The following is a 24572-nucleotide window of genomic DNA, read 5'->3' on the forward strand; positions in this document are numbered from 1 at the left end:
CGGGGTCAGGCCGCGGATGTCGGCGGTGGTGGTGGTGTAGCGGTAGTAGGTGGCGCCGGACATGTCGGGCTTGGTGGAGAACTGGATGCGGTAGCGCGGTGCGTTGTTCCAGGCGTTCCAGGCGAGCTTGATGCCGAACTCGCTCTGCTCGGTGAACTTCAGGCCCGTCGGTGCCGGCGTCGCCGTGGGGGCAGCCGCGGTGGTTTTGGCGGTGATGGCGCTGGAGTAGGGGCTGAGGCTGGTGGTGCCGTCGGCGGAGATGGCGGAGACCCGGAAGTAGTAGGTGGTGTTCGGGGTCAGGCCGCGGATGTCGGCGGTGGTGGTGGTGTAGCGGTAGTAGGTGGCGCCGGACATGTCGGGCTTGGTGGAGAACTGGATGCGGTAGCGCGGTGCGTTGTTCCACGCGTCCCAGGTGAGCTTCACGCTGGTGAGTTCCTGCGAAGGGGAAACGAGTCCTGTGGGTGCGGTGGCGGTCGTCTGGCTGACAGTCGTGGCCGGCAGCGGCGCGGCCGCGCCACTTTGCACTCCCAGAACGAGCAGAAGGATCAGCAACGCGGCTACGACGCTGGTCGCCTTTGCGACGAAAGAACTGACTGAGAGGGAGCTATTCATGATTCCTCGTGGGCTAGGTATTTCGGAGGCGCGGGATGATGCATTCAAGGGACTTCGGGGCTGGAGCGCGAGGAGGCGGCGTCGGTCGTTCGGGCAGCGCAGAGGAGGAATCGCCCATTTCATGGGCGACCTCGTCAGCCGATACGACGGCGGCGTCAGCCTCTACAGGATGTTGGCGGAAAGCTCTTGGACTGGCGCCGGAGACAAGACGCCGTGGAGTAGTAGTGGCAGATGAGTCTGAGCACAGGCGCCGTGCCTGGTCCTCTCCTCGAGGAGGGATGCAGTTACGGGCCGTGGCAGTGCACTTGGGGGTATGAGCATGATGAGACCTCGAAGAACGGTAGTGCCCCCAGCGGGCATGACGAGATCATTCCACTTCCCATCCGACACAAGCCCTGAACTGCGGCAAAGTTGTCGGAATACTGCGCGCGACTTCAAGCGACACCAGCGCAGCGAGGTGGCAAGTGACCTGTCGACGTAAGACGGCTACGTGATCATGGGAGCTTGAGGCTTAGCAACAATGACAAGCTGAAGCTCATGCGACCCACGCGCCGGCGTTGCTCGATTACGTGAGCCGATACCGCCCATAACCATGGCACGGACTGGCAGCGGCGGTCTGCGGCTCGCGAGCATGTACCGGCTGCCTGAGCAGGCAGGAATCTAATCATCACTTCGGGTACCGGCTCTCCACCGAACTGCCGCCGCCTCACTAACCATGCCGGGAGACTCCATTCTCACAACTTCCCTGAAACATCTGTCTTGAGGAAACAGGTACCTACTCAAAGGGCGGAGGGAGCCGACCTGCGGGGCTCGCCGAGGCAAAGCTGTGTGATCCGGGTCGCGCCGTCAAGCCGTTGTGAAGGACGATAGGTAGGTAGCGTCGGTGCGCCGGCCCCAAACCGAGCTCAGCGGAAGGGAGCGTAGGCCAATCGAGTCGATCACGGGCACAAGTGCATCCACTGGAGCAGCGGCGTGATTCACGCCGGTGGCGTGCTGACGGCTGAAACCGCCCGCCTGAAAAACGCCGCTGCTCGACGTTGGCCTCCCGCTGCATCGATAGAAGAACGCAACTAGTGACGCTCTACCGGAGCCTTGGAAGACGCGCTTGGCCCCATGGCTCTTGTCAGACGGGCCTCTACAGCACCCGCAGTGTAGAGTGAGCCGCCCGTCCACGATAAACCTATGCCTACTTGGCTCGAAGGAAAAAGCGTGTCAGATCCCAATCTCGAAGCCATCCTCGCTCCTTTGACGGAGATTCGGAATCATCTTGCAACTCAAAACAAGCTGATCGAACATCTCTTGGCAGAAGCTAAGAAGCAGAATGAGGTGACTGCTAAGCTTCAAGTCGAAGCAATCCTATCTCGCCAGATTCAAGAATCCATGAGGAAAGCCGTCGCGGCACCCCTTCTCACCCGAATGCGAGAATCAATTCTTCCTCGCCAACTCGGGTTCTTGGAAACCCTGCAGGCGATCAAGCGGGAGAGCCTCAGTTTGACCCGCTTCGGCGACGGAGAGTTTCGGCTGATGACCCGCCCCGAATTCAATCTGTCTTTCCAGAAAAGTTCCCATCCGCTCCGCCTGGCACTCCGTTCAGCTATCCAGGCGGAAAATGCGCCGACATTGCTTGTCGGGTTTCCTATAATATTCTCCGACGTTCATTGGACGACAGTGCATCACGAAGTCTGGGATCAGATTGAGCCACTTGTCGATCGGAACTCCAGGTTGGGCGTTACTCACGTAACCCGCCCCGTCATGTTTCAGGTTTTTGGGCAGGATGCTGTAGATGATTGGCGTAGCCTCTGGGAAGGCAAGCATGCCGTGATAGTGACTGGGCAGGGATCACGTTTCGAAATGGAGCCCGCATTGTTCGACGGTCTTGCCTCGAGCCAATTTATACACTCGAAGTCCCGTGACGCATTCGTCGATATCGAGCGTCTCTTCAATGAACTTATGCATCGCGACGACGAAGTCGTCCTCATTTCCTTGGGGCCGACTGGCTCAGTGCTAGCTCACCGACTTGCTCAAGTTGGACGCCAGGCACTCGACATCGGCCACCTAAGCAGTAGCTATCACAACGTGCTCCGTGGCGGAGTCCCCCCAGAGCAAACACCGATGCACCGCTAGACGAAAACAATGTGCGCGATGATTTCATGCTCCATAGCCATCATCTCGTCATTGCGGTAACCAAACTCATTCCGTCCACCGGTGGAATAACGCAGACACCATCCGTTGAAGGGTCCATTCTGACAGTGACTCGCGAGTCCTGCCTTATGCGAATGAAATTCGAGAACGCCGCCATACCTTCGTTGCCCATCTCAAAGTACTCATTATCATCGTCGATTCCTCATTGAGCCGCCCGATTCTTGCACGTGGCGCGACGACTAGCGTGTCACCTGAAACTCGCGGGGTGAGTTTTAGACCTCTTACGGACTTGTCGCAATAACATTGTTTACACGCTCGTCCCGCTCATTTTCTAGTCTTGTGAGTAACGTCATTCCAACTACTCTTGCAACTCAAGTATCTGAAAGTGGCGCAGGAAACCGCGGCAAACTCGTCGAATCTGACGTTATTGAGGATGGTTTTCGCCGTGTTCGCCATCACAGGCGACAATCAACGCTGACTCTCGAGCAGCGCGCTCTCGATGCCACTACTCTCCGCCGACAAATCGATTGTGAAATTTGACCTGAAAGCTTCCGCCGTCCAGCGACCACTCGGGTATTGCAGGTCCGATTTACCCCAGACATAGTGAACGCGATCACCCAAGATGGACGATATAAGGTGCTCGTTCATGGCGATGTAGTTCTCACCAGCAAGGATTATCTTTAGTTTGGGCTGTGTTGCGTACATCATGTTGAAAAGTCCGCTACCGGCGAATCCGGCAACGACATCAGCGTCTCGAAAGATTCCAATCTGTTCAGATATCGCATACTGCTCGGGAAAAACTATCTCGAAGCCATGGCTGACGAAGAAGCCTTCCACTTCTGCTGTGTTGTTGCAAGACCTGGAAGGCAGCTGAGGTCGAGATATGAAGATTCGTCGCGCGTGAATAGGCGACTTGACGGCGATCTGATCAGCTATTTTCACCCAGGTTTTCGTGATCTCCGGGCTTGCCCAATGCGGGTTGCTGAACTGCGGGGTCACCCCGATCAATGTCTCGACGACAGCTTCGGTGTCGCTTTCCAAGTAGGTTACTTCCGACATCGAAATGCCAAACGCTTCAAACAGATCCCGCTGAAAACTCGGCATTGACTCCTGGTTTCGCTTTAGGCTCAGAAGAGCGCGTAACCCCGGATTAGTTGCTTTTGCCTGAGCCCAGCCCCAAAGACGAGCAAGTACCTCGGTGGATATGTGGCCGAAATGAGCAGGGTATTCTGTGTCCAGATAATAGTAGGTTCCCTCTAATTTCTTCCGGTGAAGACTAGACGGTATTTCGGTGAACCGTAAATTCGCTTCCGGCAATCCTTCGTTCGACAGTCGATGGGCGCGCGAGTGTCTGAAGGAGTCAGGGAGAGCGAACAGTTCGGTACGGCATACTTGTCTCGGGGCGCACACGACATCTTTGTATTCGCGAACAATGAGGTCTGGGATTTCCAAAGTGTCTTTGAACCGATGTGCTAGATCGGGCCGGTTCGTCGTTACCGTTGCACGTGAGGCGTACTTAAAACCCTTCGTGCGGTATAACTCCTGGCCCCAATTCTGCCCATAATGCTTCTCAAGAATTTCGGTAGCTTCGTAATCACGTAACTTGAAGAGGTGATGCCCCGACTTCTCTACTAGGCCTATTTTGCCAAAATGTTGGTAGCTTGATATAGATCTCGAAAGAGCATTCTCGTCCCGAGACAGGCTCGACGGTTTCTGACCTCGTCTTTTTTCATCGAGGAGGCGGAAGATGAACTCAGAAACGTCTTCACCGGGAATATCCGCAAGTTCTTCAATGTTCTTGGCGTGAAGGTCCTCGATAATGTACTTACCGGCGTGCGGCAAATAGTAGAACAGTTCGCGAAAGTGCGATAACTTATGGCTTTTTTTATTGGTTCCATCTTCTATAATGACTTGAGGCCGGGGGAGTCGGCTCATCACCTCGTGAGTTAGGGCGGTACTGGAGCAAGCGAATATGCTGACGTTTGGCTTTAGCTGCTCGCGGTCGTAATTAATCTGCGGACGCACCCATAGGATGCTGATTGCAACATCTGGTAGGAACTCTGCGAATGTATTGCCGGTGGCAACAGGATCTCGGCCGCTGACCAGGACTAGATGTTTAAGATCGACCTTGAGGCGACTAAGTTGGTCTTCGTAGATCGACAGGTAATCATGTTTGTTGGAGGCCTGATCGATGCTATTTTTTAGTCCGATTCGGTCCAGCGACGACGGTTTCACTTCGCTTGCCATCCTCCCTCAGTGAGCGTCGAACTCCATGTCCGAAAGTCGCAATCATAACCATTCAGCAATATTTTGTCCCTTAGATACATCTTCTGATTTTCTTATAATCTTGAGGTCAGCCGCTACATATTGCCCGCTACAGGAATTTATGTAGTTGCTTCTTCGTGGTCGAATGACCATGACCTCTAACTTGCGGTGAGGTTAGGGCCACGCGTACCGGCATGCGACGTCTGTAGGTTGGAGCGCCGGGAAGCAGTCTTTCATCTGTTTGAACGACTATCGATTTGTTTTGTCGCCCCGACCAATTCCCAGCAACGGTCCGTTCGACAATTTGTCGCGAATGATTTCGGCCTTACAAGCTGTCTTACTCAAAAGGACGCGAGCCATGCGATTTCTGCTTTTGCGCCCGACGCAGCGATCGGCGCCGATCTAGCCCTAGTCCAGCACCTCGTCGTCGGACAATCTGAGCACGATGTTGGAGAAGGTCGAGAGCGCCTCGGCTTCGTAGGAGGAGTAGTCGAATGCCCGTTGAGGGGGCCAGTCGGAGATGAAATTAGCCATACCGTTCGTGAGACCATCGACGGAATTGTCGACAAGGAGCCCGTAGCCGTCCTGCAAGATGCTGCGGGGGCCTACGACGTTCGTCGAGATCACGGGCTTACCCAGGATGAGAGCTTCCAGTACAGCCAGTCCCTGGCCCTCGTAGTTCGACGAGAAGACAAAACAGTCACCCCGCTTTATCACTGGGAAGGGATTGAGCCGTAGCCCTGCAAGAAGCACCTTCGACGTCAGTCCGAGCTGTTCTATCTGCCTCTCCAGGCGATTCCTCAGCGGCCCGTCGCCGAGAACGATGAGTTTCGCCTCCGAATGATGCTCAGTGAGAAGGGCGAAGCTCTGCAGTAGTTTGGCGTGGTCCTTCTCGGGTGAGAGGCGCCCAGCTGTCACGAAGACCGTCGGGCAGTCGCCGATCCACTCCTCGATGTCGGAAGGCACCGGTTCCTGTGCCAGTGCGACCGTTGCATCCGCGTTCACGAGGTTGTTGCTGTAGTGGAATTTTCTGGGATCCAGACTGAACCGATCCGACAACTGCTGCTTGTTCTCCTCCGCGACGCTCTCCGTGACCGAGATCAACGCATCGTAGCGAGGGTACAGACGGAACATCGATTCCAGGTACCGGAAGCGGTGCAGCCATTCGCTGTGCATGTCATTGTGCAGGAAGATCGACTTCTTTGTGGACTCTGACGGCGCCGCCGCGAAGAGTGCGGCCCAGAAGCGTGCGTACCCTTCGAAGCAGACGAGTGCATCGAAGTGCGCCGTACCGAACATGCGCCTGAATTCGCGGGCGAAGGCAGCGTGGTAGATGTCCCACTGTTCGTCGCTCTGGAGGTCACCCTGGGCGTTGAACTTGTCGACGATCCAGCGTTCCTCGGCGCTGATGAGCTGCCCTCCCACACGGGGAAGCACACGGACATGATCTGGGTTCTGTCCGAACTTCTCGATCCGCCGTTCGTCCGAGGAGACGGAGGACGGCTCGATGGCCACATAGACCTGGGTCTCCGTGGGATCGAGGTGCGAGGTCAGATTCAGGTACGAGGACGTTATCCCGTTCGGGATGAACGAGCCCTGATACATGAGCACGGTCTTCCTGTCGTCCTTTTTCCGGGGCATCGTCCACTCCGACGATCCGAAGAAGAAAAATTCCACCGCGCGGGACGACGACTCGCCACACTCCAGGCCTACGTACTCGTCAGGTGTGCCAGCGGCGACCGCCTGGGGCTCAAGTGCTCGGCGCAGCCCCTCGCGGAGCTCCGAAGCGTCTCGGCACAGGATGCCGGGCAGGGTCGCGATGTCGAGGCACAGGCCACGGCTCTGCCGGTATTCCTCGAGATCGTAGGCGTAGTAGATGACTGGGCGTCCCGTAGCCATGAAGTCGAAGGCCACGCTCGAGTAGTCGGTGATGAGGACGTCGACGACGGACAGCAGATCGTTCGTGTCGACTTCCGCCGGAACGAGGTGCGCCGCAACGCCGGCTTCGTCGAGGAGGGCCTCGGTGACAGGATGGCCTCGGAACAACAGACGTGCATCGGTTGATGACATGGCGCGTATGTCGCTCATCAGCCGGTCATTGTCGAGTTTCCTGTCCGCGAGCGAACCGCGCCAAGTGGGCGCGTACAGGATGACCTTCTGCGAGGGATCCAGTCCCAGCCGGGCGCGTAGTGTCGCTCGGGCGGCCTCCGGTAAGTCGACCGTGGCGTCGACCCTCGGGTACCCCGTCACAGCGACCTGACCATCGAAAAGCCCGGCGACTTCGTACTTGTCGAGCAGCATCGTGGCGGTGAATTCGTTGGGCGCCAGGAGATGCGTCGCATGCAGGAAGTTCCGGGTGGCATTCCGGTAATCCATGAAACCGTCCTTGATATCGCGTCCGAGCGACTTCATGGGCGTTCCATGCCAGGTGTTCAGGTACTGCTGCTCGGGGCGACGGCAGAAGTAAGGAGGGAATGTGTTGTTGTTGATCAGTCGTGCAGCCGACGCCAGGTAGCGCAGGTAGAGGTCGCTGTCCCGGGCCGCGAAGATGACGTTCGGAAGACCACGAAGCTCGTCGGGGACCCTTGTGCGATCGTTCACCACCCAGACGTGGGTCATAGTTGCGAAACGGTCGTCCTGGAGCAGGTTTCGGAAGATATTGAGCGGATTGCAGCCGATCGAGCTGCCCTGACTGCTCTCGTAGAGGATGACGTCCTCGAGGACGGGTAGCGTCTCCATGTACTCGACGTAGATCATTGCTTGTCGTTGCGCGGGGTTCTTGAGGTATGTCGCGGTGTTGACGCCGTGGGGTCGCTTGAGGAGGCGTGTCTCCTGGAAGGCTGCGGTCGCGTCCTCGAAGCGGCCGAGACGGTAAAGGAGTGAGCCGAGGGAGAAATACAGGCGGGGCTGGTGTCTTTCCGATCGTCTCACCGCCGCCTCGTAAGCCACCGCTGCTATGTCCAGGGCGCCGTTGTCCTCCGCGAATACGGCCAGACGCGAGCACTGCTCCGATGTCTGTGCGGACTGCGCTGCGGCTAGCCCGCCGGCGAGAACACCGCTGAGGTATTCGCTGGGCACGGCCGGCGACTCCTGTTGCGCTATCGGCGTCGAGTCGGTGTCCTTCTGCCCCATGAAGGCCGCACACGCTTCCTCATGGCGATGAGCGCTGGTCAGCACACTGCCCAAGCGGTATGACCAGTATTCGTTGGGCGTATTCGTGAGGGCCAGAGCATAGGAGTATGCATCGGCGGCATCTTCCCATTGACCACTGCGCTCGAGCGAGAAGCCGAGTCGGTAGTGCCACTGGGCTTGCATCGGATCCAGAGAAACGGCCATTTTGATGACGTCCGCCCCACCCTGCCAGTCGTAACAACGCTGCAGCGCGAAACCCCATCGATAGGCGACCTCGGCGTCACCCGGATTATGGCGGAAGACTGCCTCGTAGTGTGTAGCGGCCAGCCGCCATTGGCCCTTCTTCTGGAAGAACGCCCCGATTCCGAATCGTGACGACTGAAGCTCGGTGTCGGCGGCAATTGCTTGCTGGTAATGCCTCTGAACGAGGTGTTCCGAACCCGCGAGGTGGTGCGCCCAGCCGGCCTGGAAGTGAAGGTGCGCGTTGTCAGGTACCAGCCGAGCGGCCGCGGCGAAGTTGTCAGCAGCCGCTGAATGACGGTTCATGAAGAACAGCGCGTCGGCGAGTGCCGTCAGCCATTCGGGATCGTCGCGGTAGTAGCGCTTTCCGGCGGAAAGCACGTCGATCTCCTGCCACTTCGGTGCTTTCCGCTCGCGCAGCACGCGACGTCGCTCGGCGAAGACAGCTCGTAACTCGGCCGTCTCGGCCTTCTCTGCAGCACGCTGCCGTTCCAGCGCTGCTTCGATGGATTGCCGGCGATGTTCCCAGCGTTCGTGTCCCGGTTGCAGCCGCAGCGCTTCGGTGTAATGCTCTCGTGCAACCGTGAGAAGGCCCTGCTTCTCCCTGATGTAGCCGAGCCGATAGTGCCAACGCGCAACGAGCGGGTTGGCATCCAGTGCCACGGTCACGTGGTGTGCAGCAGCTTCGAGGTCGCCTTCGTGGAATCGGGCGTGGCCGAGGAGGAACTGCTCCTCCGCGGTACCTGGAGCGTCGGCGCCGGGAGCTACAGCTGGAGCATGGGCGTCGGGAATCCGGTCCTCGGACATATCGGACTCGCGTGGGGCGTGCGGGGAGGGTATCCCGATGGACATGGGTCTCCTGTTGAGGAATGAGAAGCCTGCGGGCTGGATCGAGGCTCATGGCAAGGCGGTGGACGGGCATGCCCGGTCGTCAGATAGCGTTCACCGGAATCACGGAGCCCAGCGGAAGCGAATCGACCACGCGCTGCGTCGCCGAACCGTCGCACATCGGCGCGTACGTCTCCACGAAGGCTCGGTACCGGTCTGCGTAGCGCATCCGGATGGACGGCAGGGCCTTGATGGCATTGACGACATCCGGCGTCGTCATGAGCAGCGGACCGGGAGCCTGTTCCTCGAGGTCGAAGTAGAAGCCCCGTGTGGAATCGCGGTACTGCGCGATGTCGGGGGTCAGGAAGATGATCGGCTTTCCCGTCACACAGAAGTCGAACATCACCGACGAGTAGTCGTTGATCAGGACGTCGGCGGCGAGATAGAGGTCGTTGACCTCGGGATATTCCGTCACGTCGATGACGAAGCGGTTGCCGGCGGTCTGCCGCTGGCTGGCGATGTTGTGGTGCCCGCGCAGCAGGATGACGTAGTCGTCGCCCAGTTGTTCGTGGGCGGCCTCGAAGTCCAGGTAGGTCACCATCTCGTACTGCTTCGACGTGTTCTTGGCGTCATCGCGCCAGGTCGGAGCGTAGAGAATCGCCTTGCGGCCCTCGGCGATGCCGAGAAGGTCGCGGACCGCCGTGCGCCTGGCGTCGGCGTCGGGAGCCTTCAGGGAGTCGTTCCGGGGATAGCCCTCGGCGATGACCTGCCCGTCGAATCCGAAGCAGGTGGACAGGACGTCCGCTGCGTACGGGTTCTGGGCCAGCAGGGCGTCCCAATAGGTAGCCTCCCGGTGCATGAGGTTCCAGTAGGAGAGCGAGAAGTTGGTCCGCGCAACATCGTTGCCCAGCTTCTTCAGCGGCGTCCCGTGCCAGGTCTGGATGTAGGTCTGGCCCTCGCGCTTGCGGAAGTAGAAGGGGAAATTGTTGTTGTTGACGAGCAGCTTCGCCTCCGACAGCAGCTGGTACCAGAGCCGCGAACCGATCAGGACGGGATGTGCCCCGTCGGGCACCGGCACCGAGAAGTCCGCGATGGACCAGTACATGTCAGCAACGACCCCGCGTCGCTGGAACTCCTCCAGGATCCGGCGCGTGCTGTCGGTTGCCCGGCGACCACCGAAGCACATGAAGAGGATGGCATCGCGCAGGGGGAGGTCCGCCTGCGCGATATCGTTGCGGAGCGACTGCTGGTTGAACCTGCCCAGCTCCTCGGGTGCCAGCGGCGGGCGGAAGTGTACGGTGAGCGCTCCAGCCGCGGCGGTCCTGCTGAGACCGACCTCGAGCGTGTCGCGGAGCTCCCGGGAGGGCAATGACGCCTGCAGCGAGGGGGCGGCCGGAATCCAGTATCCCGCGTTGTCCTCGGTCTTCTGCGGGATGTACCGCACGCTGTACGCGCCCGCCTCGGGCATCAGTTCCTGGCCGTCCCAGGGGGTGGAGACGAGGGGGAACCGTACGGTGAATCGGTTGCTTCCCTGGTTACGCGTGACGTTGAGGGACACCTGATCCGCTTCGATCACCGATTTGCCGCTGGAGAGCACGAGGCGCGGGGCGTGGATGCTCGTGAAATCGGCCGTTCCCAGAACCGTCAGGTACCGCCCGTCAGCGGAGACGGTCAGGTCGTCTGCTTCGACCCGGTAACGCCGTTCCTCGAGAGCGAGGAAGCCATAACCGGTGAGCCTCAGCCGCAGTCGCCGTGACCGGTCGAGGTCATGCTCGAAAGCGGCACTGCCCGGACGCCACGCGATCGGCTGGGGCGTCTTGAATCCGCTGTCCAGTCGCAGGTCCCACTGGTGTTCGGTGCGGGGAGAGGCATCGGCAGAAAGGCGCGGGACGACCAGGCGGTAGTCGGCGACGTTCCCGCGGACGTCCACGCAGACGGCGGTCTTGCGGATGGCGAGCTTCGCGCACTCGACCGTGATCTTCGACGCCAGCGGCGCGGAGTGTGCCTCCACCGTGATCGTGAGGGTGCGCCCTTCGAGCTGGACGGCCGTTGCCGAATACATGGGCGCGACCCGGACGAGGGTGAGACCGGTTCTCGGCTTGAACTCCAGAGCGACGCGGCGTTCTCCGACCATGGGCGCGATGGGCACCGTGCCGGCAGCACCCGCTGTCTCCCGGCGGGTGACGGCCGACTCCAGCACACGGTCGTATGCCTTCAACCGCAGCTTCAGCGACCAGGACGAGGTTGTCGAGTCGGCGGCAAGAAGTGTCGCGGGGTCGATGGTTGCCGTGAAACCGCTGTCCGCGTAGCTCGTCCAGTTGTCGTTGGCATCCCAGTCGATGCCGGGCTCGCGGTATCTCTCGACGCCGAGCGTCTGGATTTCGACACCGTCGGGATCGATGACGGCGGCCTCGATCGCCAGGGCGCCTGCCACGGGATCGATCGATGGGATGTAGGCGTGGCCGGTGACCCTGAGGCTCCCGTCGTCGTTCCAGTCCAGCCCGGTGATCTTGCTCGTGACCCGCAGGTCGACGTCCTGGCAGGTGAGCAGCTCCTCCGACGGTCGCCGGGTCAATTCGGCGAGGTAGGGCGGTTGCGCGAGGAGCGCCCCCTGCCGGAACGCCGTGGCGAAGGAGGACCCCAGGTCGCTGCGTGAGCCGCAGATGGTGATGACGTCGGCTCGATTGTCATCGAGCACGGCCGCGAGGATGAGGCGGTTGTGGAGTCGCACATCGTCCCAGGCGATGGACCCGAGAGCCGCCAGCTCCTGCGTCCCATGGACGAGGACTGACCAGTAGGAGTCGTCCGTGCGTGGGACGACCTCGTAGAAGGGGAAGAGGTCCGAGCCGAGGAGGCGTGTGAGCCAGCGATCCGTCAGGTCCGGCGAGGACCAGCCGGCAGCTTCGGCCATCACCCGAGTCATCCGCTGCAGGTATTCGGCCAGGATCTCGGTGCTGCACAGCTGTTCCCGGGTGAGGGAATCGCTTCCAGCGTCGCCGACGACGTCGCTGATCCTGCCAGGCAGGAGATCGATGGTCGCCGCCCGCAGATACGCGGTGCGGACCACCTCGGCCTGCCAGAGTGCGCCATCGGTATCGACGCCTGCCAGCTCCTCGAGCCAGAAGGACCTCGAGAAGACCTTGTTGCTCAGGTACGCATCACCGGCCAGGTCCGGTGAGTGCTTCAGGGTTGTCGTGAGGTTCTCGGTCCCGTGCAGCGCACTCTGGTCCACCGGCGTCACGAACTTCTGGCCCTTCCGCACTCCGACCGTGCCGACGGCAAGCTCAGCCCCGGAGGCCTTCAGGGACCTGATCGCGGCGGCGACGGCACCGGCGGCCAGGATGTCCCCCGCGGTCAGGGACATGACCCAGCGGGTGGTCGCATTCGCGACTGCCAGTTGGCGGGCTGCCGGCGTGGACAGCCCTTCCTCCGACCGGAAGGTGATGCGGCCGTCCCGCTGCACGTACGGAGCTACGCCACCGGCGATTCGGTCGTCCCCCGTCGTGTCGAGCACCACGACTTCGAGGGGAGCAGATTTCTGCGCGAGGATGCTCTTGAGCGTGGCTACCACGTTCTGCGTGCTGTCCTCGACGATCACGGAGATGGCGATCACCGGCTTCTGGACCGGAACAGCGGACAGGGCTCCGGCCGAGGCGAGGGTCGAGACCGTGCGCTTGACTTTCGCGGCGTCCGCCGGGTGGATGGACTGCCGCAGCTTCTTCCGTTGTTCCGCCGGCAGCTTCTGCCACGCCGTGCGCAGCTGCCGTTCGGCTAGCCGGCGGATGCCGGACACGGCGTCGTCTGCGGTGGTCCAACGTGCCATAAGTGCTTGTCCTTCGAGAGGTCGATCAGGCGTTCACGGTGACTCGTGCGTCGAGCTCCTGGTTTGCCCGCTCCAGGTCGTCGGCGAAGTCGACCTCCACAGCATAGAAGTTGCTGATGTCCACGGGCGTGTACTGCACGCCGTCCTTGGCGATGGTGAGCTCGATGCCGCGCTCGAAGTAGTCCTGATCGCCGACCTGCGCCAGGCGCTTGATCAGCTTCTTCTTGTCCCTGGACGAGATGTAGTTGATGCCGACGGCTTCACCCAGTGCGTTCTCGACGGACTTGGAGAGGTGCTCGATGTGTCCGTTCTCATCGACCGTGTACTTGACTTCCTCGTCGCTGACGGAGGACATGTCCACCGATACGAAGGAGAGATCCTGCTCGATGAAGGGCCGCAGGTACTTGACGATCTCGGGAGCGAAGACGACGTCACCGTTCATCCAGAGAACGCCGCCCTTGGTCGAGTTGCGCAGCGCCTTGAGGAGACTCTTCGAGGTGTTCGTCTGGTCGAAGGCCTCGTTGTAGACGAAGGATGCGTTCGGGACGTGCTCGAGGATCATCTCCAGCTTGAATCCGACGACGATCGAGAGGCGCAGCTTCTTCTTGAACTCGGAAGACAGGTTCTGCACCTGCTGCTGCATGATCGTCCGTCCGTCGCTCAGTTCGGTGAGCGGCTTCGGATGGGGGCGCGCGAGTCGAGTTCCCATACCCGCAGCGAGGATTACTACCTGCACCGTCATAATGTGTCCTGTCGAGAATTGCGCTGTGTGGGCAGGGAACATGATCGACGAGACGCCACACCACGAGACCTTTTCCAGTCGCACCACTATGCTGCGGTACCCCCGGCCACGATGATACAGGAGCGGGGCTCGATAGTAGATCCCCGGGGCTGACCCGGCTGTCATTCGGAGTTCAGAACGGCGCCGTTATCAGCAGCTCCACATTCTGGTCCTCGGCTCCGCCCGTCACCGACCCGGCGTCCAGTCCCGGACGGTTCGCTGCGAGCTCCAGGCTGAGTGCGGCCAGCGATTGCGGCGTCTGGCCGGCGTCATGCCGGACATCATCGGCGGAGGAATGATCGACGAGTGTGGCGACGATCGACAGCGTGCCGTCCTGGTTGTCCAGGAGTTCGACGACGCGCGACTGCTGGGGGAAATCGATCAACGAGGCCGTGGTGATCTCCCATATGCCCCCTGAGGCCGAACGGCCGCGATGGGCTTCCACCTTGTGGCGGTGCTCGTGACCGTTCATCCAGAGCACGAGATTCGGGAAACGCGTGAGGATCCCGAGGACGTCGTCGCGTGCAATGGATTCTCCGCCGTCCTCGTGCGACGATGCGTCGTCCTCGAAGGCCCGAAGGGGATGGTGGCTGAAGAGCACCACGAGCTTGTCCTCGACATCCGCTGTCACGGTGTTCCCCTCGTCATCGTGGTAGGTGCTGGACACCCCCTGCAGTTGCTCGGTCAGCCAGGAGGCTTGTTTCCGGTCCAGGACAGCGCGGCCACCGCCGTCGGGGCTCGTCGTGTTGAGCATGATCCCGCGGACCTCGGCCGAGAGGTCGAATGCATAGTAGAGGGCGTCCATCGCTGCCGGTTGGTCGACAGTGTCGCCGGAAGGCAGGAGAGCGGCCCTGAACCTCGGTTTGTCGAACACCTTGCGCGTGCTGGATGCGGCGATGCTCCGTGACGGCATCGCGGCGACGAGTCGCTCCCGATCCTCGTCAGTGCCGTCGGCCTCTTTCCAGAACTCGTCCTCGGTCATCCCCTCCGGCAGTTCCACCGGAAGACGGGACCCTGTCCGCACCAGGTCGGTGAGCCGTTCCCCTCCGGAGATGCGCGAGCCGCCGAACCGGCCGGTCTCGTCATGGTTGCCGAAGCCCGGATAGTGGGGGAAGGCCGCCCCCGGGGCCTCGATGGCCCGGCTCGCGGCGGATAGCAGCCCGGGGACGGTCGGGTAGCCGTACTGCTTCTTCCAGTTGTCGGGCTCGGAGTCGTCGGGCTCGGGGTCGGGGTGCCAGACGTCGGCAGCAAGGGCGCGTGGAGCCCGGCCGTGGTCCTGAATGCCCTCGTAGGAACCTCCGGGGTTCGACGTCGCGCTACCGCCGTCGAGCACCGCCACTGCCGCATCCAACTCGCTGATGGCAAAGGAGTTCGTGATGTCTCCGGTAATCACCAGGCCGTCGAGCGGACGTCCGCTCTCGGGTCCCCGCCCGAGAGCGTTGAACGCCCTGACGGTCGCGTCGAGTACGTGAAGGGTGAGGACGTCCTGCGGCCGGAACCTTCCGGATGTCGGGTAGCCGTCCGGGAAGTCCAGGTACTGCCACAGGAAGGAGAGCCGGCCCGGATTCGCCGCGTCCAGGATGTGTGGGTCCGTGATGTGTCCGAAGGCCGCTCTGGCCACCGGTTCCGGCCCGGCTCCGTCAGGTCGCGACGCGAGGTCATCGCGCAGCAGGGTCTTCATCCCATCACCGTTCTCGAGCACCCGGTAGGGCAGGTCCTCGGACAGTCGGGCCCCCAGCCGGACAGATCGTTCGCGGGTGCTCGCGCGGCGCGGCGGAGTACTCGGTAGGTCCTCGGCGGAGCAGCCACTGAGGGGCGTGAGCGTCGCGGCAGCCGCGGCCAGCGAGAGTTGCAGGAGTCTGCGGCGCGCGATGGGACGGGGCGGATTATTCGGGGACAGGGCGGGGTCCTTCAGGAGCGTCGGGGCGAGGGAGGGGGCGATACTGTGCTCCTCCGGTGGTGTCACTGCATCGCTGATCTATTGCGCGCTGAGGACACCTGTCGTCGCCTCATCTGTTCGCGGCATGAAGTCCGGAAGTCGCGTGCCGACGCCGAGCAGCTGCTCGAGTGCGGCCACCACCCGTTCGGCAGCCCTGCCGTCTCCATAGGGGTTCACCGCCGTAGCCATCGACGAGTAGTGGTCGTCGTCGTGGAGGAGCGCCGTCACCCTCTCGACGATGAGGTTTTCATCCGCCCCGACGAGCGCGACGGTACCCGCGGTGACCGCCTCCGGCCGCTCCGTGTTCTCCCGCATCACCAGGACCGGCTTGCCGAGGCTGGGGGCTTCCTCCTGCACTCCACCCGAATCCGTCAGCACGACGGCGGCCAGGGAGAGGAGGCGGGCGAACTCGCCGTAGGCGAGGGGCTCCGTGAGGACCACGTTCGGAAGCTCCCTGAGCGGAGGGACGATCGCCTCCCGCACCACCGGGTTCATGTGGAGGGGCAGCACCACGATCAGGTCCGGCTCGTTGACCGCGATCCGGGCGATCGCGCGTGCCATGCCGCGCATGGCCGCTCCCTGGTTCTCCCTCCGGTGCGTCGTGACGAGCAGGATCCGACGGCCCGTCCCGGCCAGCGCCTCGAGCCGGGGATCCGAGAACGGGTGGTGCTGTCGGACCACCTGGAGCAGCGCGTCGATGACTGTGTTCCCGGTGATGACGATGTCCCCCGCCGGGACGTTCTCCGCGAGGAGGTTCTTCCGGCTGATGCTGGTGGGGGCGAGGTGGAGTGCGGCGATCTGCGAGGTGATCTTGCGGTTCGCCTCCTCCGGGAAGGGGGACCGCAGGTTCCCCGACCGGAGTCCCGCTTCGAGGTGCACCACAGGGATCTGCCGGTAGAACGCCGCGATCGCCGCGGCGGTGGACGTGGTCGTGTCGCCCTGGACGAGTACCGCTGCGGGCGGGTCCTGAAGAAGCAGGGGACTCAGGCCGTCGATCGTCCTCGTCATGATGGAGTGCAGTTCCTGTCCGTGCTCCAGGATGTCGAGGTCGTGATCGGGCGTGATGCCGAAGAGTTCGTTGACCTGGTCGAGCATCGCGCGGTGCTGGCCCGTGACGGTCACACGGACGTCCAGGGTCCTGGACCTCCTGAGCGCGGTGATGACCGGTGCGATCTTGATGGCTTCCGGACGGGTACCGAAGACGAGCATGACAGTTTTCAAGGCATCCCCCGACGCGGCGAATAGGGCAAATCCCGAGTATAGGCGGTAGGGCAGGACGGCACGGCCGCCCGAAGATCGACGTCGGCCACTTCGGGGCTACCAGGACGCCGCGTCCTCCGTGTCGGTGTCGGCACGTACCGTGGACGCATGGCCAACTCGGACCCGATGCCCCACCCGCATGCACAGACCGCGGGGATGCTCGTCGGTGACGTGACGGAAAGCGTCCTCCTCTCGAAGATCCTGCCACTGCTGGACCAGGGCGGCGGTGCCCTGCTCGGCCCCGGCGACGACGCCGCCATCGTGGCGTCCCCCGACGGCAGGACCGTGATCAGCATGGACACCCTCGTCGAGGACCACGACTTCCGGCTGCTCCGGCCCAACGGCTTCCACACCACCGGGTACGACGTCGGCTGGAAATCCGCGGCCCAGAACCTGAGCGACATCAACGCCATGGGCGGCTCGGCGACCTCCCTGGTGGTGAGCCTGACCCTCCCGCCGCAGACACCTGTGGACTGGGTCGAGGACTGCGCCCGGGGTCTCGCCGCCGCCATCCGCGATCTCGGTGCCGCCGGTTGCGCCGTCGTCGGCGGTGACCTCGGCGCCGGAGCGCAGCTCGTCATCACGGCGGCCGTCACCGGGACACTGGGAGGCAGGCCTCCCGTGCTCCGCTCGGGAGCGCAGGAGGGGGATGTCGTCGCCGTCGCGGGGACACTCGGCCGCGCCGCGGCGGGCCTCGCCATCCTCGAGGACGGCCGGCCGGTCGGGGAGTTCGGTCCGCTGGGCGAGGAGCTCGTCGCCGCGCAACTGCGGCCCTGCCCGCCGCTCGCCGCCGGACCGGCAGCCGCGGCCGCCGGGGCGCGCGCGATGCTCGACATCTCCGACGGGCTCGTTCGCGACGCCGGGCGGATCGCGACGGCGAGCGGCGCCGGGCTCGACCTCGACCCGGAGGTACTGCGGGAGTACGCAGCTCGGCTGGCACCGGCAGCGGAGCAGCTGGGGGAGGACCCGATGGACTGGGTGCTCGGCGGCGGCGAGGACCACGGGCTCCTCGCCGCCTTCCCGCGGAATGCCCTGCTGCCCCCCGGGTTCACTGCGGTAGGCTCGATGGTGTCGGGCAAGCCGCTGGTGACACTGGCGTCACGGCCGACAGCTCTCCGGGGATGGGATCACTTTGCACACTAAGGTCACCGCTAACGCTGTTGCGATGAAGCGATGGTTGGGCAGGGCCGAAGAGTCGCTCGGCAACCACAGCGACCGGCTCAACGCCATCAACATCTTCCCCGTGGCGGATGGCGATACGGGGACCAACCTGTACCTGACGGTCCGCTCCGCAGCCCGCGCAGCACACGACGCCGAGACCTCCGACCTCGGGGAACTGCTCACCATCGCGGGCCGGGCAGCGATGGAGGAGGCCCTCGGCAATTCGGGGACCCTGTTCGCCGTCTTCCTCACCGCCTTCGCCGAGCCCCTCCACGGAACGACCCGCCTGACCTGCACCCTCCTCGCGGCCTCCCTGCACCGTGCGCAGATCCGCAGCTGGTCCGCGTTGAGCGATCCCGTCCCCGGCACCATGCTCTCGGTCCTCGAAGCGAGCGCGCGGGGATCGGCCGAGACCGCCGCAGGCCTCACCGCCGACGACAGCAACCATGCCCTCGCCCTCACGCTGAGGGCCTCCGTGCAGCACGCACTCCGGGCGGTCGTACGCACCGAGAGCCAGCTGGGCCCGCTCACCGACGCGAAGGTGGTCGACGCCGGGGGTGTGGGCTTCCTGCTCATCCTCGACGCGCTCCGTGCCTCCGCCCTCGGCGAGGAGCTGCAGGACGAATTGCTCGACGGCCTCCACGGCTACGACATCCAGTCCCCGCACATCCACAACGGTGGGGACGCCGACGGCGTCGAGGTCATGTGCACGATCAACCTCAGTCCCCTCGACGCGGCCACTCTGCGCCTCCACCTCGACGAGCTGGGCGACTCCGTGATCATGAGCGCCGTCACCGCGGTGGAGGAGGGCTACCGCTGGCGCGTCCACGTCCACGTGCCCGACGCCGCCCCCGCCCTCGCGCTCATCCACCAGGCCGGGAACCCCGTGAACATCACGGTGACCCAGCTCGCCTCGCCCCCCGTAGGAGCCGAGGCCGGTGACTCCTGACACGGTGCGGTCGGTGGCCGCCTCCGAGCTCGACGCGCCGCTCGACCGTCACCTCGGGCCGGTCGCGAAGCAGCTGGCCAAGCACTTTTCCATCTCCACCGTCGGCGAACTGCTCAACCATTTCCCGCGCACCTACCTCAAGCGGGGCGAGCTGACGCCCATCGCGGATGTCCCGGTGGACGAGGAGGTGACCCTGATCGCCCGCGTGCAGTCGGCGAACTCGCGCAGGATGCACACGCGCAAGGGGATGCTGCTGGAGGTCATCATCACCGACGACGCCGACGGCGGCATCGGCGGCATGAACCTGACGTTCTTCAACGGTTATGCCGCGGAGCGCGAACTGCGCCCCGGCGTCCGCGCCACGTTCTCCGGCAAGGTGACGGTGTACCGGGGGAGGCTGTCGCTCACCAATCCGCGCTACGTCCTCCTCGACGAGGGCGACGACGACCCCGAGTACCTCAACCGGCCCATCCCCGTCTATCCGGCGGTGGAGAAACTCGCCAGCGACCAGATCGCCGTCGCGGTCGGCACCATCCTCGACACCCTGCAGCTCTCGGACCTCGACGATCCGGTGCCCGCCTCGATCGCGCGCCGCGACAAGCTCATGAGCCTCGCCACGGCCTACGAGCTCGTGCACCGGCCGCCCCAGGTGGAGGACGCCTACCGCGCCCAGCACCGCTTCCGGTACCAGGAGGCCTTCGTCCTCCAGGCGGCACTGGCGCGCCGTCGGGCACTGGCGGCCCGTGAGGAGGCCACCGCACGGCCGCCGCACGCGGGGGGCCTGCTGGACCAGTTCGACGCGCGCCTGCCCTTCACCCTCACGCAGGGGCAGCTCGACGTCGGACGGACACTCGCCGAGGACCTCGCCCGCGACCACCCCATGAACCGGCTGCTGCAGGGGGAGGTCGGCTCGGGCAAGACCCTGGTGGCACTGCGCGCCATGCTGCAGGTCATCGATGCCGGCGGACAGGCGGCACTTCTCGCACCCACCGAGGTCCTCGCCGCCCAGCACCTCCAGTCCATCACCCGGACCCTCGGCCCGCTCGCCGAGGGCGGGATGCTCGGCGGTGCCGCGGACGGCACACGCGTGGTCCTGCTCACCGGATCGATGTCCACGGCGCAGCGGAAGAGATCCCTCCTCGACGCCGCGTCCGGAGACGCCGGCATCGTCATCGGGACGCACGCCCTCCTGTCCGACAACGTGGAGTTCTTCGACCTCGGCCTGATCGTCGTGGACGAGCAGCACCGGTTCGGGGTGGAGCAGCGGGATGTGCTGCGCACCAAGGCCCGCACCTCCCCGCATGTGCTGGTCATGACGGCGACGCCCATCCCGCGGACGGTCGCCATGACCGTGTTCGGGGATCTCGAGACCTCCACGCTGTCGGAGCTGCCCGCGGGCCGCTCGCCGATCTCCACCCACGAGGTCGGCCTCACCGAGCACCCGGCCTGGATCGACCGCGTCTGGTCTCGGGCGCGCGAGGAGATCGACGCGGGCCGGCAGGTGTATGTGGTGTGCCCGAAGATCGGCGACGACGGGAAGGCGGAGGAGGATGCCGCGGAGGCGCTCTACGCGGAGCCCGGCGCCGAGCGGAAGTCCGGAGGCCCGCAGGAACTCACGAGCGTCGTCGGGCTCTTCGGGTCGCTGGCCGGGGTCCCGCAGCTCCAGGGCGTCTCCAGCGGGATGCTCCACGGGCGCATGGACCCGCAGGAGAAGTCGGAGGTCATGGCGCGCTTCGCCGACGGCGCCGTGCAGCTGCTGATCGCCACGACGGTGATCGAGGTCGGCGTCGACGTCCCGAACGCCACGCTCATGGTCATCATGGACGCAGACCGCTTCGGCATCTCCCAGCTCCACCAGTTGCGCGGGCGCATCGGTCGCGGCGGGCACGCGGGCACGTGCCTCCTCGTGACCAAGCTCGAGCCCGACCACCCGAGCCGTGAGCGCCTCGCCGCCGTCGCCTCCACGACCGACGGCTTCGAGCTCTCCCAGAAGGACCTCGAACTCCGGCGGGAGGGCGACATCCTCGGCGCTTCGCAGTCCGGTGGCCGGTCGGCCCTGCGGTTCCTCAAGATCACGCAGCACGGGAAGGTCATCGAGAAGGCGCGCGCGGATGCCCAGGAGATCGTGGCGGGGGACCCGGACCTGCGCGACTACCCGGGTCTCGCCCTCGCGATCGACCTCTACCTGAACCCCGAGAAGGAAGCATTCCTCGAGAAGGGCTGAGGATTTCTTCTCCGCACCTGAGGATGTAGCATCCTTTCCATGACGCAGATACGGATCGGTGACGCCGCTCGCTTCCTGGGCGTCAGCGACGACACCGTCCGCCGATGGATCGACGGCGGCATCCTCGGAAGCGCCAGGGACTCCTCGGGAAGGGCCGTGGTCGACGCGCTGGAACTGGCCCGGCTCGCACGCCGGAACGCCGTCCTGCCCGGGGACCCCTCGGACATCGGGCGTTCCGCCCGCAACCGGTTCGTCGGCATCGTCACCGACATCGTGATGGACACCGTCATGGCGCAGGTGGAGCTCCAGTGCGGGCAGCACCGCGTGGTGTCGCTGATGAGCAGCGAGGCCGTCCGCGACCTCGGGCTGGAGCAGGGATCCATCGCCATCGCCGTGGTCAAGGCCACCACCGTGATCATCGAGACCCCTGGTGGGAAGGCCTGATGATGCCGCGACCGGCCCCGGCTCCGCGCCGGCGCGCCGCCCCGCGATCCGTCGCCCGATCCGCCGCCCGATCCGCCGTCGTGCCGGTCGCCGTCGTCCTGTTCACCGCCGCCTGCGGCTCGTCCGGCGTGCCCGCCGGGGATGCCGGGGGACCGGACGGGTCGGTCGACGGCAGCGTGACGGTCTTCGCCGCAGCCTCCCTCCGGGCGTCCTTCACCGACCTCGCGGCCCGGTTCGAGGAGGCGCACCCGGGCGCGGACGTCCGGCTCAACGTCGCCGGTTCGTCCGATCTCGTCACGCAGATCATCGAGGGTGCTCCCGCGGACGTCTTCGCCCCGGCCGACACCGCGAGCATGGACCGGGTCGAGGCCGCGGGCCTGCTGCGCGGGACGGCGGTCGACATCGCCACCAACACGCTCCGGCTGGCCGTCCCGTCCGACAACCCCGCCGACATCGCCTCGCTCGCCGACGCAGCCCGCCCGGGCGTGAAGACGGTCGTCTGCGCGGAACAGGTCCCGTGCGGAGCGGCCGCGGCGAGGATCGAGGAGGCCGCAGGCATCGACCTGGAACCCGTCAGCGAGGAATCGTCCGTCACGGACGTCCTCGGGAAGGTGGCCTCCGGTGAGGCGGACGCCGGCCTCGTCTATGCCACCGACATCCGGGCGGCAGGAGACACGGTCCTCGGTATCGACGTCCCCGAGGCCTCCGACGCCGTCACCACCTATCCCGTCGCGGCACTGGCCGATGCGGCGGACCCCGCGACGGCGCAGGCGTTCGTCGACTTCGTGGCCGGTCCGGACGGTCGGGCCGTCCTCGGGGCAGCGGGTTTCGGTGCGCCCTGACCCGCGCCCTGACCCGCTGTCGGTCCAGCCATGGGAGGCACAGTGGTGAGGACGACGGCGGCCCTTCCCCGCTGGGTGGTGCTGATCGCCGTCATCGGCGGTCTGTTCGTCGTCGTCCCGCTCGCGGCCATGGCGCTCCGGGTCGACTGGCCCCGGTTCATCCCCCTCGTCACCTCCGAGAGCGCCGAGGCGGCCCTGCTGCTCAGCCTGCGGACCTCCCTCACCGCGACGGCCCTGTGCATCGTCTTCGGCGTGCCGATGGCGCTCGTCCTCGCCCGGACCTCGTTCCGCGGACAGCAGGTCCTCCGGTCCCTCGTGCTGCTGCCCCTGGTCCTCCCACCGGTCGTCGGCGGCATCGCCCTGCTGTACACCTTCGGCCGGCGCGGGCTGCTGGGGAGCAGCCTGGACGTCCTCGGGATCGACGTCGCCTTCTCGACGACGGCGGTCGTGATGTCGCAGGCCTTCGTGGCCCTGCCGTTCCTCGTCCTCAGCCTCGAGGGGGCGCTCCGCTCGGTCGGTACGCGCTACGAGGCCGTCGGAGCGACCCTCGGCGCCGGACGGTGGACGGTGCTCCGGCGGATCACGCTGCCCCTCGTGCTGCCCGCACTGGTCTCGGGGTCCGTGCTGTCCTTCGCGCGGGCGCTCGGAGAGTTCGGAGCGACGCTGACCTTCGCGGGCAGCCTCCAGGGGACCACGAGGACGCTGCCGCTGGAGGTCTACCTACAGCGTGAGACGGACCCGGACGCCGCCGTCGCGCTCTCCCTCATCCTCGTGCTCGTCGCCGTCGCCGTGGTGGGTGTCGCGCACCGCGTGAGGCCCCTCGACGGGGCGGCAGGACCGTTGCCCTTCCGCGCACCCGCCATGGCACGGCCATGAGCCTCACCTTCAGGGCCACGCTCCCGGAGCGGGGTTTCGACGTCGCCTTCGACCTCGCCCCGGGGGAGACCCTCGCCGTCCTCGGGCCCAACGGGGCGGGGAAGTCGACGCTGCTCACGCTCGTCGCGGGGCTCCTGGCGCCGGCGGAGGGCCGCGCGGAGCTCGACGGGAGGGTCCTCTTCGACGTCACCGCCCGCCGGAGCGTCCTCACCGAACCCCGCCACCGCGGCGTCTCGCTCCTCGCGCAGGAGGCCCTGCTGTTCCCCCACCTCACGGCACTGGAGAACGTGGCCTTCGGTCCGCGCAGCCGCGGACAGCACCGGGCGGCGGCCCGGTCCACGGCCCGGGACTGGCTCGACCGCCTCGGGATGGGCGAGCTCGCCTCCCGCAGGCCGTCCCAGCTGTCCGGTGGACAGGCACAACGCGTCGCCGTCGCGCGTGCGCTCGCCGCCGATCCGTCGCTCCTCCTGCTGGACGAGCCGCTCGCCGCCCTCGACGTCACCGTGGCCCCCGCCCTCCGCACCCTCCTGCGGGACGTCCTCGCGGACCGCTCCGCGATCATCGTGACCCACGACCCGCTCGACGCCTTCCTGCTCGCCGACCGCCTGCTCATCCTCGAGGACGGCAGGATCGTCGAAGCCGGCGCCACGGCACACGTGCTCACGCGACCCGTCACGCCCTTCGGTGCCCGGCTGGCCGGACTGAACCTCGTGGACGGACAGGCGACTCCCGCGGGATTCAGGGCGGCCAACGGGCTGGAGGTGCCGCTGGCCGAACACGCACCGGTCGGGGCGCGCCTCGCCCTCACGGTTCGTCCGGCGGATGTGGCCGTGTCCCGCAGGGCGGAGAGCGGGCAGGGCTTCAGCTCCGTCGGAGCGGACATCGACGACGTCGAGCACCGCGGCGACCACGTGCGCGTGCACGCCGCGGGGCTGGCGGCCGACGTCGCCCCCGCCGCCGTCGTGGCACTCGGCATGGCGCCCGGCGTGCCGGTGTTCCTCGGCTTCCGGCACGAGGACGCAACCGTCTATCCGGTGTAGGACGGCGGTCCGCG

General features: G+C 64.8%; 15 protein-coding genes. 8 read left to right on the forward strand and 7 right to left on the reverse strand.

The features are described 5' to 3' along the window. A partial coding sequence (locus ACX80U_RS08635; RefSeq protein WP_459268101.1) for a fibronectin type III domain-containing protein occupies positions 1-612 on the reverse strand: 612 nt, incomplete at its 3' end. A 1209-nt stretch (positions 613-1821) separates the two neighbouring features. On the opposite strand from ACX80U_RS08635, the gene ACX80U_RS08640 reads away from it, so the two are divergent. Beyond that, the gene (locus tag ACX80U_RS08640) at positions 1822-2736 is read left to right on the forward strand and encodes a GT-D fold domain-containing glycosyltransferase (RefSeq protein ID WP_459268102.1); all 915 of its coding nucleotides are present in this window, start codon (positions 1822-1824) and stop codon (positions 2734-2736) included. Positions 2737-3222: 486 nt separating this feature from the next. On the opposite strand, the gene ACX80U_RS08645 is transcribed toward ACX80U_RS08640, so the two are convergent. From ACX80U_RS08645 to wecB, 6 genes are all read right to left on the reverse strand, one after another. After that, the gene (locus ACX80U_RS08645; RefSeq protein ID WP_459268103.1) at positions 3223-5001 is read right to left on the reverse strand and encodes a glycosyltransferase family 61 protein; all 1779 of its coding nucleotides are present in this window, start codon (positions 4999-5001) and stop codon (positions 3223-3225) included. Positions 5002-5427: 426 nt separating this feature from the next. Next, positions 5428-9243 (reverse strand): CDP-glycerol glycerophosphotransferase family protein, encoded by a 3816-nt coding sequence (locus ACX80U_RS08650; RefSeq protein WP_459268104.1) that lies wholly within the window; start codon positions 9241-9243, stop codon positions 5428-5430. A gap of 79 nt (positions 9244-9322) precedes the next feature. Further along, a complete protein-coding gene (locus tag ACX80U_RS08655; RefSeq protein ID WP_459268105.1) occupies positions 9323-13042 on the reverse strand; it encodes a bifunctional glycosyltransferase/CDP-glycerol:glycerophosphate glycerophosphotransferase in 3720 nt (1239 codons plus the stop codon). Positions 13043-13067: 25 nt separating this feature from the next. Beyond that, the gene (locus ACX80U_RS08660) at positions 13068-13784 is read right to left on the reverse strand and encodes a phosphocholine cytidylyltransferase family protein (RefSeq protein ID WP_459268106.1); all 717 of its coding nucleotides are present in this window, start codon (positions 13782-13784) and stop codon (positions 13068-13070) included. 172 nt (positions 13785-13956) lie between these two features. Continuing rightward, on the reverse strand, positions 13957-15789 hold the full coding sequence (locus ACX80U_RS08665) for a metallophosphoesterase family protein (RefSeq protein ID WP_459268107.1): 1833 nt from the start codon (positions 15787-15789) through the stop codon (positions 13957-13959). 12 nt (positions 15790-15801) lie between these two features. Then, positions 15802-16971 carry a non-hydrolyzing UDP-N-acetylglucosamine 2-epimerase gene (wecB, locus tag ACX80U_RS08670; RefSeq protein WP_459268108.1) on the reverse strand — a complete coding sequence of 390 codons (1170 nt, stop codon included), beginning with the start codon at positions 16969-16971 and terminating at the stop codon, positions 15802-15804. Between the two features lie 159 nt (positions 16972-17130). Between wecB and thiL the strand changes: the two genes are divergently transcribed. The 7 genes from thiL to ACX80U_RS08705 are packed head-to-tail and all read left to right on the forward strand — an operon-like array spanning position 17131 to position 24558. Further along, entirely contained in the window at positions 17131-18165 is a 1035-nt protein-coding gene (gene thiL, locus ACX80U_RS08675; protein WP_459268109.1) for a thiamine-phosphate kinase, read from the forward strand. Positions 18166-18187: 22 nt separating this feature from the next. After that, complete coding sequence (locus ACX80U_RS08680) at positions 18188-19132, forward strand: DAK2 domain-containing protein (protein WP_459268110.1); 945 nt, start codon at positions 18188-18190, stop codon at positions 19130-19132. After that, positions 19122-21356: an ATP-dependent DNA helicase RecG gene (locus ACX80U_RS08685; protein WP_459268111.1), complete on the forward strand. Its 2235-nt coding sequence runs from the start codon at positions 19122-19124 to the stop codon at positions 21354-21356. The genes ACX80U_RS08680 and ACX80U_RS08685 overlap by 11 nt, the downstream gene beginning before the upstream one ends. 39 nt (positions 21357-21395) lie before the next feature. Further along, positions 21396-21800 carry a TOBE domain-containing protein gene (locus ACX80U_RS08690; protein ID WP_459268112.1) on the forward strand — a complete coding sequence of 135 codons (405 nt, stop codon included), beginning with the start codon at positions 21396-21398 and terminating at the stop codon, positions 21798-21800. Beyond that, positions 21800-22642, forward strand: coding sequence for a molybdate ABC transporter substrate-binding protein (gene modA / locus ACX80U_RS08695; RefSeq protein ID WP_459268113.1), 843 nt, complete (start codon positions 21800-21802; stop codon positions 22640-22642). Before ACX80U_RS08690 ends, modA begins: the two co-directional genes overlap by 1 nt. A 30-nt stretch (positions 22643-22672) precedes the next feature. Then, positions 22673-23518 carry an ABC transporter permease gene (locus tag ACX80U_RS08700; RefSeq protein WP_459268114.1) on the forward strand — a complete coding sequence of 282 codons (846 nt, stop codon included), beginning with the start codon at positions 22673-22675 and terminating at the stop codon, positions 23516-23518. Next, complete coding sequence (locus ACX80U_RS08705; RefSeq protein ID WP_459268115.1) at positions 23515-24558, forward strand: sulfate/molybdate ABC transporter ATP-binding protein; 1044 nt, start codon at positions 23515-23517, stop codon at positions 24556-24558. The genes ACX80U_RS08700 and ACX80U_RS08705 overlap by 4 nt, the downstream gene beginning before the upstream one ends. Positions 24559-24572: the final 14 nt, after the last annotated feature.

The sequence above is a fragment of the Arthrobacter sp. TmT3-37 genome, assembly GCF_054510835.1.